Origin of the sequence: Desulfoferula mesophila, assembly GCF_037076455.1 — a bacterium.
In the GTDB taxonomy this organism is placed as follows: Bacteria; Desulfobacterota; Desulfarculia; order Desulfarculales; family Desulfarculaceae; genus Desulfoferula; species Desulfoferula mesophila.
In genome coordinates, this window is the sequence record NZ_AP028679.1 from 77,501 (window position 1) to 89,496 (window position 11,996).

The 11,996-nt window shown below is 64.2% G+C and carries 13 protein-coding genes, 2 rRNA genes and 1 pseudogene (1 of these 16 cut by a window edge); 7 read left to right on the forward strand and 9 right to left on the reverse strand.

Translation table 11 applies throughout. The features are described from left to right. Both AACH32_RS00365 and rrf read left to right on the forward strand, forming a co-directional pair. Positions 1–1,557 (forward strand): 23S ribosomal RNA (locus tag AACH32_RS00365) (it extends 1,456 nt beyond the left edge of the window). A gap of 103 nt (positions 1,558–1,660) precedes the next feature. Next, a 5S ribosomal RNA gene (gene rrf / locus AACH32_RS00370) occupies positions 1,661–1,776 on the forward strand. Positions 1,777–1,851: 75 nt separating this feature from the next. On the opposite strand, the gene AACH32_RS00375 is transcribed toward rrf, so the two are convergent. Beyond that, the gene (locus AACH32_RS00375) at positions 1,852–2,082 is read right to left on the reverse strand and encodes a hypothetical protein (RefSeq protein WP_338604157.1); all 231 of its coding nucleotides are present in this window, start codon (positions 2,080–2,082) and stop codon (positions 1,852–1,854) included. A 227-nt stretch (positions 2,083–2,309) separates the two neighbouring features. Between AACH32_RS00375 and AACH32_RS00380 the strand changes: the two genes are divergently transcribed. Further along, a complete protein-coding gene (locus AACH32_RS00380) occupies positions 2,310–2,714 on the forward strand; it encodes a hypothetical protein (RefSeq protein WP_338604160.1) in 405 nt (134 codons plus the stop codon). A 65-nt stretch (positions 2,715–2,779) separates the two neighbouring features. On the opposite strand, the gene AACH32_RS00385 is transcribed toward AACH32_RS00380, so the two are convergent. From AACH32_RS00385 to AACH32_RS00410, 6 genes are all read right to left on the reverse strand, one after another. Beyond that, positions 2,780–3,115 (reverse strand): hypothetical protein, encoded by a 336-nt coding sequence (locus AACH32_RS00385; RefSeq protein ID WP_338604162.1) that lies wholly within the window; start codon positions 3,113–3,115, stop codon positions 2,780–2,782. Between the two features lie 348 nt (positions 3,116–3,463). Next, on the reverse strand, positions 3,464–3,619 hold the full coding sequence (locus AACH32_RS00390; protein WP_338604165.1) for a hypothetical protein: 156 nt from the start codon (positions 3,617–3,619) through the stop codon (positions 3,464–3,466). Beyond that, positions 3,619–4,557 carry a D-alanine--D-alanine ligase family protein gene (locus AACH32_RS00395; RefSeq protein ID WP_338604168.1) on the reverse strand — a complete coding sequence of 313 codons (939 nt, stop codon included), beginning with the start codon at positions 4,555–4,557 and terminating at the stop codon, positions 3,619–3,621. Before AACH32_RS00395 ends, AACH32_RS00390 begins: the two co-directional genes overlap by 1 nt. After that, complete coding sequence (locus tag AACH32_RS00400) at positions 4,554–5,135, reverse strand: HDIG domain-containing metalloprotein (RefSeq protein ID WP_338604170.1); 582 nt, start codon at positions 5,133–5,135, stop codon at positions 4,554–4,556. Before AACH32_RS00400 ends, AACH32_RS00395 begins: the two co-directional genes overlap by 4 nt. Further along, positions 5,128–5,787, reverse strand: a complete 660-nt coding sequence (gene mobB, locus AACH32_RS00405; protein ID WP_338604172.1) for a molybdopterin-guanine dinucleotide biosynthesis protein B — start codon at positions 5,785–5,787, stop codon at positions 5,128–5,130. Before mobB ends, AACH32_RS00400 begins: the two co-directional genes overlap by 8 nt. Before the next feature lie 7 nt (positions 5,788–5,794). After that, the gene (locus AACH32_RS00410; RefSeq protein WP_338604174.1) at positions 5,795–6,076 is read right to left on the reverse strand and encodes a hypothetical protein; all 282 of its coding nucleotides are present in this window, start codon (positions 6,074–6,076) and stop codon (positions 5,795–5,797) included. A 250-nt stretch (positions 6,077–6,326) separates the two neighbouring features. On the opposite strand from AACH32_RS00410, the gene AACH32_RS00415 reads away from it, so the two are divergent. Then, complete coding sequence (locus AACH32_RS00415) at positions 6,327–6,725, forward strand: hypothetical protein (protein ID WP_338604177.1); 399 nt, start codon at positions 6,327–6,329, stop codon at positions 6,723–6,725. A 6-nt stretch (positions 6,726–6,731) separates the two neighbouring features. Here the strand turns inward: AACH32_RS00415 and zupT are convergent, their stop codons facing one another. Both zupT and AACH32_RS00425 read right to left on the reverse strand, forming a co-directional pair. Then, a complete protein-coding gene (gene zupT / locus AACH32_RS00420) occupies positions 6,732–7,535 on the reverse strand; it encodes a zinc transporter ZupT (protein ID WP_338604179.1) in 804 nt (267 codons plus the stop codon). An 81-nt stretch (positions 7,536–7,616) separates the two neighbouring features. After that, entirely contained in the window at positions 7,617–8,216 is a 600-nt protein-coding gene (locus AACH32_RS00425; RefSeq protein ID WP_338606638.1) for a tetratricopeptide repeat protein, read from the reverse strand. A 298-nt stretch (positions 8,217–8,514) separates the two neighbouring features. Between AACH32_RS00425 and AACH32_RS00430 the strand changes: the two are divergent. From AACH32_RS00430 to purD, 3 genes and pseudogenes are all read left to right on the forward strand, one after another. After that, positions 8,515–9,096 (forward strand): annotated as a pseudogene (locus AACH32_RS00430) (IMP cyclohydrolase); the annotation flags it as partial. Positions 9,097–9,155: 59 nt separating this feature from the next. Further along, positions 9,156–9,602 (forward strand): hypothetical protein, encoded by a 447-nt coding sequence (locus AACH32_RS00435; protein ID WP_338604183.1) that lies wholly within the window; start codon positions 9,156–9,158, stop codon positions 9,600–9,602. A 74-nt stretch (positions 9,603–9,676) separates the two neighbouring features. Next, the gene (gene purD, locus AACH32_RS00440) at positions 9,677–11,449 is read left to right on the forward strand and encodes a phosphoribosylamine--glycine ligase (protein ID WP_338604185.1); all 1,773 of its coding nucleotides are present in this window, start codon (positions 9,677–9,679) and stop codon (positions 11,447–11,449) included. The last annotated feature ends 547 nt before the right edge of the window (positions 11,450–11,996 follow it).

Here is an 11,996-nt window from a genome sequence, read left to right on the forward strand (position 1 = left end):
CCGAGGCCGAAAGGCGTAGGTAATGGGAAACGGGTTAACATTCCCGTACCACTAACGTGCGTTTGAGCGAAGGAGGGACGCAGAAGGGTAGGTGATCCGCCGGCTGGAAGTGGCGGTTCAAGCCCGTAGGCGGAGGAAACAGGCAAATCCGTTTCCTCATCAACGCTGAGAGGTGATGACGAGAGGTTTACCTCGCAAAGTCACTGAGCCCATGCTGCCAAGAAAATCTTCTAGCGAGCACTGTTGGTGACCGTACCGCAAACCGACACAGGTAGGCAGGGAGAGCATCCCAAGGCGCTTGAGAGAACTCTGGCTAAGGAACTCGGCAAAATTACACCGTAACTTCGGGAGAAGGTGTGCCCTCTTTGGTGACGGTATTTACTATCCGAGCTGAGGGGGGTCGCAGAGAATTGGGGGTAGCGACTGTTTACTAAAAACATAGGACTCTGCTAAGTCGCAAGACGACGTATAGGGTCTGACGCCTGCCCGGTGCCGGAAGGTTAAGGGGAGAGGTCATCTGGTTCGCCAGAGAAGCTTTGAACCGAAGCCCCGGTAAACGGCGGCCGTAACTATAACGGTCCTAAGGTAGCGAAATTCCTTGTCGGGTAAGTTCCGACCTGCACGAATGGCGTAACGACTTCCCCACTGTCTCAGCCAGGGACTCAGCGAAATTGTAGTGGCGGTGAAGATGCCGTCTACCCGCAGCAAGACGGAAAGACCCCGTGCACCTTTACTACAACTTGACATTGGTTCTTTGGCTAGTATGTGTAGGATAGGTGGGAGGCTTTGAAGCTGGGACGCTAGTTTCGGTGGAGCCAACCTTGAAATACCACCCTTGCTATCTTAGGAATCTAACCTGGGCCCGTTATCCGGGTCGGGAACAGTGTCTGGTGGGTAGTTTGACTGGGGCGGTCGCCTCCAAAAAAGTAACGGAGGCGCGCGAAGGTTCCCTCAGGCTGATTGGAAACCAGCCTAAGAGTGTAAAGGCATAAGGGAGCTTGACTGCGAGACCGACAGGTCGAGCAGGTACGAAAGTAGGTCTTAGTGATCCGGTGGTTCCGAATGGAAGGGCCATCGCTCAACGGATAAAAGGTACGCCGGGGATAACAGGCTTATCTCCCCCAAGAGTTCACATCGACGGGGAGGTTTGGCACCTCGATGTCGGCTCATCGCATCCTGGGGCTGGAGCCGGTCCCAAGGGTTTGGCTGTTCGCCAATTAAAGCGGTACGTGAGCTGGGTTTAGAACGTCGTGAGACAGTTCGGTCCCTATCTGCTGTGGGCGTAGGAGATTTGAGGAGAGCTGCTCCTAGTACGAGAGGACCGGAGTGGACGAACCCCTGGTGTTCCAGTTGTCGCGCCAGCGGCATCGCTGGGTAGCTATGTTCGGCAGGGATAACCGCTGAAAGCATCTAAGCGGGAAGCCCCCTCCAAGATTAGATCTCCCTCCTCTTCGGAGGCTGAAGGGCCCTTGAAGACTACAAGGTTGATAGGCCGGAAGTGTACGCATAGTGATATGTTTAGCTGACCGGTACTAATCGCCCGTGAGGCTTGGTCACTTTTAATCATCTTCGATATACTGATCCTTGACCGGGCTTGGTCAAAGCTCTGTATCAGCGAAATAAGTGCTTATCGCTCTACTTTATTGCCGGAAACACAGTTTTCGGTGGCTATAGCGAGAGGGTCACACCCGTTCCCATCCCGAACACGGAAGTTAAGCCTCTCAGCGCCGATGGTACTGCATTTTTCAAGTGTGGGAGAGTAGGACGCCGCCGGAATTAATTTAAGCCCCCGCTGATCGCAAGATCGGCGGGGGCTGTTCTTTTTGGGGCAGGTGCTTCCAGGCGGCCCGTTTATTTGCCCAACGTTATCCTGACGCACTGCATGTAGCGGTGCCTCGGGCGCGGCGCCGGGATCTCGCGGCAGCAATGGCGCAGGGCCGCCCAGATGGTCGAATCGCTCAGATAGGGATACTCTTCCTTAATTATCTGAAAAATATAGCGCAGCTCATACTCCTCGTTGCAGGACACAAATTCGGCATCGATTTTCTTTTTGACCTTGTTGTCCACATCGTCCCAACTCATGGCGTCCTCCCGATCCCAAGGATAAAAAAAGCCCCTCCCCGCCGAAGCGGGAAAGGGCGTCCGTGACCCTGGTTGGCCGGCCTATCCGGGGCCGACCGCAAATATTTTAGATAAATCCATTTGTCAGCGTCAAGCCGTCTCGGGTAGGATAGCTGAGAACAACCGAGAGGGTAATCTATATTATAGGAGGGGACCTGCCCACCCATGAGCCTATAGGGAGGCTAGGCATGTCTTTTCTCGGTAACCTGGGCAACTGTTTCGCGGCCGGAGCCTTTGGCGGACTGGCCAACGCCCTGGTAGCGTGGATAGCCGGCTCCTCCGGCATTACCTTTGTCATGCACGTTTCTCTATCCCCGGTCCTGACCCCGGCATTTGTCTATCAGCGCATGGTGTGGGGCGGCATCTGGGGATTATTGTTCATGTTGCCGCTTTTTGAGGGCTCCGTGTTGTGGCGCGGGTTCCTGTATTCCCTGGGCCCCACCCTGGTGCAGCTCTTGGTGGTGTTTCCCTACGTGGCCAACGAAGGCCTCTACGGTACAGGGCTGGGGGCGCTCACCCCGCTATTCGTGATTATTTTCAACGTGGCGTGGGGGTGGGCGGCGGCCGGCTGGGTCACGGCTTCGAGCCGCTAGCCTAGGACGCGCCAAAGGCCGCGAGGCGCCGCCGTGGCCCAGGGGCCCTGCCGCCGCCCCGTCTCTTATAGGCTCACCACCTGCAGATCGGCCCCGCAACCAGCGCACTCCCGGCGGTGCTCGTCCTGCGCCTGGCCGCAGGAGGGGCAACTCTGGCGCAACTCCTTCTTGCTGATGGCCACCTTTACCTTGGTGTCGCGGCCGATGGCCACCACGCCCTTGGGCTTGGTGGCCTCCACCCACAGCAGCACATCGCCGAACAGCACCTGATCATCGGGCTTGACGGTCTTGCCCCTGAGCGCGTTGAAAAAATCCTGGGTGTTCTCGCGCAGCTTGGAGGCGTCGTCCTGGCCTACCCTGAGGGCCACCTTCTTACCGGTCTGGATTTGGGCTTGTTGCACGGCTCTTCTCCTTTCCGCTCGGGCTTCCCGGGCAGGCCCGCGTCAAAAAGGGGAGCGGCCGGGGCCGCGGAGCCGTAACCCGCAGACCGGCCCCAAAGGGGCCTTGTCCCGGGCCGGGGCGGCCGAGGCGGTGACTAGCGGCAAGTAAGCTCGAGGCTAGCGGGGGAACCGGAATAAGCCAGGAAAGGTAGCTCTGCAAACAACGGGAGTCCAACGGGGAAGACCACTTATCGCTCTCGCGCAGGATTGCTCCCCACGGGCATGGCCCAGGGAAGCATCAAATTGTACTTACAATCATTTTTGCACGCCATAACCCCGAAAGCAAGGCGGGTTTGGCGCCGACCGGCTCTACTTGGGGGCGGCCAGCCAGGCTTGGTAGCGCTTGTAGCCGGGACACCATCCGGTGTGCCAGCGCCACAGCCTGGCCCACAGGGAGCCCGGTTTTTTCTCGGCATAGCGCTTCATGGCGCATTTGGCGCAGGGCGGCTCCTTGGCGGCGGTCATTATTGGTCCTCCAGGGCCAGGTCGATCAGCTTGTCGATAAAGGTGGGGAAGTCCATGCCCGCGGCGGCGGCGGCCTGGGGCAACAGGCTGGTCTCGGTCATGCCGGGGATGGTGTTGGTCTCCAGGGCAAAGGGCCCCTCGTCGGTGAGGATGAAATCGGTGCGCGAGTAGCCCTTGAGCCCCAGGGCCCGGTGGGCGGCCATGCCCAGCTCCTGCACCTGCTTGGTGGTGGCCTCATCCACCGGGGCGGGGCAGATCTCCTGGGAGGCGCCGGGGGTGTATTTGGCGGTGAAGTCGAAAAAGGCGTGCTCCTTGCCGGGGACTATCTCCACCAGGGGCAGGGCGGTCAGTTCGCGGTTGCCCACCACCCCGGCGGTGAGCTCGCGCCCGGCCAACAGGCGCTCGGCCAAGACCACCCGGTCCAGCTTGAAGGCGGCTTCCAGGGCCGGGGCCAGCTCCTGGGCCTCGCGGACCATGGAGATGCCGAAGCTGCTACCCTCGCGGGCTGGCTTGACGATCACCGGCAGGCCCAGCTCGGCCAGCACCCGCCCGGCGGGATCGGCCTCGCCGCGCCTGAGCACCAGGTCCGGGGCCACGGGAATCCCCGCCGCCCGGAACAGCTCCTTGGCCCGGGGCTTGTCCATGGCCAGGGCGCATCCCAGCACCCCGGCGCATTGGTAGGGCAGGCCCACCAGATCCAACAGCCCCTGCAGGCGGCCGTCCTCGCCCCCGGGGCCGTGCATGATCACCAGGGCCACGTCGAACTCCCCGGCCCGGCGCACCAGATCGACCAGGTCCGTGGCCGGATCGAAGGTCTCCACCGTATGGGGCAGCGATTCCAGGGCCTTGGCCACCGTCCGGCCGGACTTGAGGCTTACCTCGCGCTCGCTGGAGGTGCCGCCCATGATCAGGGCCACCTTGAGGGGGGCGCGGCTCACAGCGTCACCGTCCGGGGAGTCAGGTCGGCCGGGGCGCGGCCGTGGTCAATGTGCGTGAAAATAAGGCTCTCCGCCTGGCGGGCCCGCTCCAGGCCCAGGGCGATGCGCGCCTCCAGGGCCGGATCGCCCCGGCCGTAGCGCTGGGTGATGTAGGCGAAGCGCTCGGGCAGGCTCACCAACTGGTCGTGGGTCACCCGCTTGTCGGCATAGTTGACCACCATGGTTTCGTCCAGGGGCTGCTCCGGCGGCAAAAGCACGTGGTTGGACACCAGGTAGGCCAGCTCGCCGTAGCCCATCTCCTGCATGATGCGCCCGCCCTCCAGGTCGTGGCGGCACTTCTGGCCCAGGCACATGGTCTTGGCGATGTCGTGCAACAGGGCTCCGGCCTCCACCGCCCGGCGGTTCAGCCCCAGGCCCGACTCGCTCAGCCAATCGGCCAGGCGCAGGGCCACCCCGCACACCACCAGGGAGTGCTCGCGGATGTTGTCCAGCATGGCGAACTCGTCCCACAGTTCGCGGATCTGGTCAACGGAGGGCAGGGGGGTGTCCGGGCGGAAGCCGAGGTAGGGCTCAGCCAAGGCGCACCTCGATCTTATCGGCCTCGCCGCTGCCCTTGAGCGAGGCCACGAAGCCGCGCAGCATGCCCGAGAGAATGGTGGCCACGAAGGCGTTCATGGGCAGCTCTTGGCCGTCCAAAAAGAGCTTGGCCGGCTCCGGGGGCGGGGTCACCGGCTTTACCGCGGCCAACAAGAAATCGGCCAGGGCCGTGGGGTCGTCGGCGTCCAGCACCGGCAGGCCCTCTTCGGTGCCCGCGCCGCCCCGCCGGGCCAGGGCCAGCAGCTTGCCCCCGGTGGGCAGCAGGGGCTTTTGACCCGGAGCCACCACCTCTATCTTGGGGATGGCCGCGGTCTTGAAGCCCTCGGCGATGGCCAGGTCCATGCCCGCCATGAGCCGGGCGGCCACGGCCCGGGGGCCCGCTCCGGCCAGGCCGGGGGCCTCCAGCCACACCCCGCCGGAATGGGACAAGGCCACCCGGCGCGCCCCGGCCTTTATCAGGCGGTCGCTGTCCTTGCCTTGCCATTCGGCCGGGGTGGCCACCGGTCCGCCGTGGCCGTGGTGCTTGAGCACCCCCACTTTGAGGCCGCGCCGGTTCAGCTCGGGCAACAGCTTTTCCACCAGGGTGGTCTTGCCGCTATTGCTGGCGCCGCAGATGCCGACTACCGGGATCATGAGGCTCCTAGGGCTTGGCGAAGGACTTGGCCTTCACCTTGTTGTTGAGGAATTGGATGGTGATGTTGCCGTGCTTGTCTTTCCACACCGCCGAGGTGCCCGAGAGCCCGCCCAGGCTGAAGCCCGAGCTTTCGGTGGGCTCGCCCAGGATCCCGATGACCTCCTCGCGGGTCATGTCGGTCTTGATCTTGTCGTAAGTGGCCTGGTCATAGCTGGTGCAGGCCACGCCCAGAAGCATGAGAGCGGCCAGGACCATCCACAGGGCCTTGCCAAATGGCGCTTTTCGCATGGTGTGGCTCCCACGGGAAGAGGAAGAATAATACCGCTTCGAACACCATTTTCAGCATAGCCCCAGGGGGGGCGGCGGTCAAGACGCGGGGCGGAATTGGGGGCTTAAGTAAGGCCCTCGCCTGGGTATTCGGCCGCCAGGCCAGGGGGGCGCCCGCCGCCCGCTTCCGCCGCTCTTGTGGCCGGGTGCGCTTTGTGCCAAGCTTTAGAAAAGCCCCTCTGACCAAGCACAACCCAAGTGAGGAAAGCCCATGTCCCGCATAGCCCTTGCCTGGCTTCTGGCCGCTGCCCTGACGCTGATTCCCCTGGCCGCTTCGGCGGGAGAGCTGGTGCTGGAAAACCGCGGCAGCGTGCCGGTCACCGTGACCGTCATCTCCCCCTGCGGCCAGAACGAGCTTTACCTGGTGCAGGTGGCGGCCCAGTCCTCCACCGGCTACAACACCCCCACCTGCCCCGGCGGCGCGGCCCAGGGGGGCAGCGTGGACCTGGCCGTTTTCGACAAGCGCACCACCGCGCCCGGCACCTTTGCCATGATGGCCGCGGCCAAGGCCACGGTGGGCCTGCCGGCCCGGGTCATCATCCAGCAGCAGAGCTGCGAGGAGTGCGACACGCCTTTCAAAATGAGTTGGGTGCCGCTCAACAACCAGTAGACCGCCTCACAACAACAGGAGCAGGCTCAGGGCCATGACCGCCATGCCCGCCACCAGGCCGTAGATGCATAGGTGGTGGTGGCCGTAGGCCTCGGCCGTGGGCAACAGCTCGTCCAGGGAGATGAACACCATGATTCCGGCCACCGCCGCGAACATCACCCCCATCAGGGCGGGGCTGAACAGATCGCGCAACAGCAGGTAGCCCACCAGGGCCCCGGCGGGCTCGGCCAAGCCAGAGAGGAAGGAATAGAAAAAGGCCTTCCCGCGGCTGCCGGTGGCGTAATAGATGGGCACGGCCACGGCCACCCCTTCGGGCACGTTGTGGATGGCGATGGCCACGGCGATGGCCAGGCCCAGGGCCGGGTCGGCCAGGGCGGCGGTGAAGGTGGCCAGGCCCTCGGGGAAGTTGTGGATGGCGATGGCCAGGGCGGTGAACAGGCCCATGCGCTTGAGGCGGTGGCCGCTCACCGGCTTTTGCACCTCTTCCACCCGGTGGGCCTCGTGGGGGTTGTCGGCCTCGGGCACCAGGCGGTCGATGAGCCCGATAAAGGCGATGCCCCCGAAAAAGGCCCCGGCCGTGGCCCAGGCCGCCGGACCCTCGCCCAAGGCCGAGGTCAGCTGGGCCTTGGCCTTGGCCAGCATCTCCACGAAGGACACGTAGACCATCACCCCGGCGGAAAAGCCCAGGGCCAGGGCCAAAAGCTGGGTGTTGGTGCGCCGGGCCAAGAGCACCGCGGCGCTGCCCAGCCCGGTGGCCAGGCCGGCCAGGATGGTCAGGGAAAAGGCCAGGGTCAGGTGTTCAAAGGGCAAGGCGCGCTCCGGGTGGGTGCCAAGTAGCTACGTAATACCCCAAACTCGTTGCTGATATAAGATATTACTGGGGCCTGGAACCTAGGGCAACATCTGGCGCAGAAACTTTTCCCGGTCGAAATTCCGTAAAAGCTCGCTCCACATTTTGAAAGACTCGGAGCCTGGTGCGAAACCGGACAAGAAGTTTTTCTTGGCTCGCTCGGCGTCGGGACCGCCCAGCATTAACTCGGCGTATACATAATTGACGTCATCGGTTTTTAGCCGGTCTTTATAATATTGGGCAACACTGCCATAGCACTCTTTGCATTCATGCTCCGGATAATTCAAACGCTCTTCAAGCATGCATTTGAAAAATTTAATGCTCACGAAGGAGGGTTTAATTTTTAGTATCTTGTCGCAATAATTCAAAGCGTTTTTGTACTCTCCCATCTGGGAATAGCAGATTGCGATATTGGATAATATGCTTAAATCAACAGGGGATATGGCTAGCGCGCGGCGAAGGAGGTCCAAAGCTCGGGCCAGCTTCGCCTGGTTTTTCTCCGCCAGGGAAATAATCTTGACCGCGCGCCATTCCAGACACCTAACGCCGTCTTTGGCTGGCTCTTGCTGGCACTTTCGATCCATGGGGCTCAGACGTTGGGGCTCGGCCGCGGCAGGGAGGGTCAATAATGAGAAAATCATGGCCAACGTAGTAACTATATAACTACAGCGTTCCAAAAAATCCCCCCGGCTAAGGAACCGCATCTAGCTTCCGAGACATTTGGCGCCATGGTATTGCACCTCCCTGAGATTATCAATGATCCTTTGGGATGGCCTGCCTACGGTGCAACATTTTGGGTTGTCACCTTTATCCGCCCCTCACCCGCCCCGATTTGCCCGGCGGCCCGCTTTGGCCTCATTATGTAAGTGCGGCGGCGGCCTTGCCCCGGGGGCGGCACTCTGCTAGAAAAGTGAGATACCCAACCAGCGGAGGCAGTCAATGAACCGCAAGATAATGCGCGCGCTCATCAGCGTGACCGACAAGGGGGGCGTGGCGGATTTCGCCAAGTCTCTGGCCGACATGGGCGTGACCATCATTTCCACCGGCGGCACCATGAAGGCCATTGCCGATGCCGGCGTGCCGGTGACCAAGGTCAGCGAGGTGACCGGCTTTCCCGAGATGCTCGACGGCCGGGTGAAGACCCTGCACCCGCGCATCCACGGCGGCATCCTGGCCCGGCGCGACGACAGCACCCACCGGGCTCAGTTGGCCGAGCACCACATAGCGCCCATCGACCTGGTGTGCGTGAACCTCTACGCCTTCGAGGCCACCGTGGCCAAGGAGGGCTGCACCTTTGAAGACGCCATCGAAAACATTGACATCGGCGGGCCCTGCCTGATCCGGGCCGCGGCCAAGAACTGCGCCGACGTCACCGTGGTCACCGACCCGGCCGACTACGCCACGGTCCTGGCCGAGATGCAGGAAAATGGCGGCGGCACCAGCCTGGCCACCCGCAAAAAGCTGGCGGCCAAGGCCTTCCGCCTGACCAACCGCTACGACGGAGCCATCGCCGACTATCTGGAGAAGCAGGTCTGAACGGCGAGGGATAACATAATTGCCAGGTCCGCCCAGGAGGAAACATGAAGCGTTTGTTTTTGGCATCGGCCATGTTGGCGGCTCTGGTCTTGGCCCTCTCCCTGCCCGTGGGGGCCAAGCCTCCGGGTGGGGTTCCCCCGGGCCAGGCCAAAAAGGGCGGCAACGGTAACGGCGACGTGAACATCGGGGTCAGTGTGGGCGGGGTCACGGTGACCACCGAAAGCGGCGGCAAGGGCAAGGGCGGCCCGCCCCCCTGGGCCCCGGCCCACGGCTATCGCGCCAAGCACCAATATCGTTACTGGCCCGGCTCCCAGGTGTATTTCGACAGCGGGCGCGGGATGTATTTTTATTATTCCGGCGGCTCCTGGCAGGCCGGAGTCAGCCTGCCCGGCGGCATTCACCTTTCGGGCGGCTACGTGAACCTGGACATGGACACGGCCAAGCCCTACAAGTGGCACAAGGACGTGATCCAGCGCTACCCGCCCAAGTAGGAGCTCGCTAAAAACCAGGACGTCCGGCGCGCGCGCGGGGCCGGGCGGCCGCAGCATTCGGGAATAGAAACGAAATGAAGGTACTGGTCATCGGCAGCGGCGGGCGGGAACACGCCCTGGTATGGAAGCTGGCCCAAAGCCCCCTGGTGGAGGATCTCTACTGCGCGCCGGGCAATCCGGGCATGACCGGCGAGGCCCAGTGCGTGGGCATCTCCGCCGACGACATCGCCGGGCTCAAGGCCTTTGCCTTGGACGAGGGCATCGACCTCACCGTGGTGGGCCCGGAGGCCCCCCTGGTGGCGGGCATCGCCGACGAGTTCGCGGCCGCCGGGCTGGCCGTGGCCGGGCCCAGCGCCTACGCCGCCCAGCTGGAAGGCTCCAAGTCCTTTGCCAAGGACGCCATGACCCGTTTCGGGGTGCCCACCGCCGGCTACGCGGTGTTCACCGACCCCGCCGAGGCCAAGGCCTACGTGCGCGCCGCCGAGCGGCCCCTGGTGGTCAAGGCCGACGGCCTGGCCGCGGGCAAGGGGGTGATCCTGTGCCAGGACGCCGCCGAGGCCGAGGCCGCGGTGGAGCAGGTGATGGTGGCCAAGGAGTTCGGCGAGGCCGGGGCCAAGGCGGTGATCGAGGAGCTGCTGGTGGGCGAGGAAGCCAGCTTCCTGGTGTTCAGCGACGGCGAGACCATCGTGACCATGCCCTCCTCCCAGGACCACAAGGCGGCGGGCGAGGGCGACACCGGGCCCAACACCGGCGGCATGGGGGCCTACTCCCCGGCCCCGGTGGTCACCCCCGAACTGGCCGAAAAGGCGATGGACCAGGTGATCCGGCCCATGATCCTAGGCATGGCCGCCGAGGGCCATCCCTTCAAGGGCATCCTTTACGCCGGGCTGATGATCGCCCCGGACGGCGAGCTGGGGGTGTTGGAATTCAACGTGCGCTTCGGCGACCCCGAGGCCCAGCCCCTGCTGGTGCGCCTGGAGAGCGACCTGGCCGACATCCTGATGAAGCTGGCCCAGGGCAAGCTGGACCAGGCCGAGGTCAAGTGGTCCGAGCGCCCCAGCGTGTGCGTGGTGCTGGCCTCGGGCGGCTATCCCGGCAAGTACGAGACCGGCAAGCAGATAACCGGCCTGGAGAACGCGGCGCTGTGCCGCGAGGTCACGGTGTTCCACGCGGGCACCAAGCTGGTGGACGGCAAGCTGGTCACCGCCGGGGGCCGGGTGCTGGGGGTCACCGCCCTGGGGGCCAGCGTGGCCGAGGCCATCGAGCGGGCCTACGAGGCCTGCGACCTGATCCACTGGGAGGGCAAGTACCTGCGCCGCGACATCGGCCACCGGGCCCTGGCCCGGGCCGCCTCGGGCGGCGCCCTGGTGGGGGTGCTCATGGGCTCGGCCAGCGACAAGGAGATCATGGCCGAGACCGGCAAGGCCCTGGGCGGCCTGGGGGTGCCCTACGAGATGCGGGTGATGAGCGCCCACCGCACCCCGGCCGAGGCCGCGGCCTATGCCTCCGGCGCGGCGGCCCGGGGCCTCAAGGTGCTCATCGCCGGGGCGGGCATGGCCGCCCACCTGGCCGGAGCCCTGGCCGCCCAAAGCAACCTGCCGATTATCGCAGTGCCCATCAACGCCAGCCCCTTGGGCGGCCTGGACGCCCTCTTGGCCTCGGTGCAGATGCCTCCCGGCGTGCCCGTGGCCACGGTGGCCATCGGCAAGCCCGGCGCCTACAACGCCGGCATCCTGGCCGCCCAGATCATCGCCTTGGGCGATGCGGATCTGGCCGGGCGTTTGGCCCTGAGGCGTATCGAGATGGCCGAGAAGGTGCGCAAGGCCGACGCCGAACTACAGGGGTAGCGGCAGGCGGCTGCGCCAGGCCCCGCATGGCGGCGTTGTCGGCGTCGCTCGGTCCTCGGCGTAGGTAGCCTACGCCTGCGTCCCTCGTTCGCCTGCCGCCTTGCCCTGCGGCGCCTGGCTGTGCCGCGGGAGGGGGCGTCGGTTCGGGGAGGTTCTCAAGCAATAGCGTAGGTTGGGTAGAGGGCGCAGCCCGAAACCCAACAATTCCCAGCTCGCCGGACGCCTGGCCCACGAACCCCTGGCTGTGCCGTCGGGAGCGGGGTCGCTCCTGGCGCAACCCAAACAATAGCGTAGGTTGGGTTGAGCGCAGCGAAGCCCAACAATTCCCCAAAATGAGCGCAACACGGCCGGTCCCCAGCGCGGGGGCCGGTCGTGTTTTCTAACCCCAGTTGTCGCTGCGAGGGGCCTAGCGACGAAGCAATCTCTGCCCGGAGCGGACGCCGCGACTCGCGCCACCAAACTCCAGCAATAGCCGTCATGGCGAGGAGCGGCGGAGGCAAGCGCCGGGAAGGGCAGGGTGGCCCTCCCGCCGCGACGCGGCCATCTT

Bases quoted from the DNA above. Each gene is read 5' to 3' on its own strand.
- AACH32_RS00375 (WP_338604157.1), bottom strand. From the start codon at position 2,082: ATGAGTTGGGACGATGTGGACAACAAGGTCAAAAAGAAAATCGATGCC.
- AACH32_RS00380 (WP_338604160.1), top strand. From the start codon at position 2,310: ATGTCTTTTCTCGGTAACCTGGGCAACTGTTTCGCGGCCGGAGCCTTT.
- AACH32_RS00390 (WP_338604165.1), bottom strand. From the start codon at position 3,619: ATGACCGCCGCCAAGGAGCCGCCCTGCGCCAAATGCGCCATGAAGCGC.
- mobB (WP_338604172.1), bottom strand. From the start codon at position 5,787: ATGATCCCGGTAGTCGGCATCTGCGGCGCCAGCAATAGCGGCAAGACC.
- AACH32_RS00410 (WP_338604174.1), bottom strand. From the start codon at position 6,076: ATGCGAAAAGCGCCATTTGGCAAGGCCCTGTGGATGGTCCTGGCCGCT.
- AACH32_RS00415 (WP_338604177.1), top strand. From the start codon at position 6,327: ATGTCCCGCATAGCCCTTGCCTGGCTTCTGGCCGCTGCCCTGACGCTG.
- AACH32_RS00425 (WP_338606638.1), bottom strand. From the start codon at position 8,216: ATGATTTTCTCATTATTGACCCTCCCTGCCGCGGCCGAGCCCCAACGT.
- AACH32_RS00435 (WP_338604183.1), top strand. From the start codon at position 9,156: ATGAAGCGTTTGTTTTTGGCATCGGCCATGTTGGCGGCTCTGGTCTTG.
- purD (WP_338604185.1), top strand. From the start codon at position 9,677: ATGAAGGTACTGGTCATCGGCAGCGGCGGGCGGGAACACGCCCTGGTA.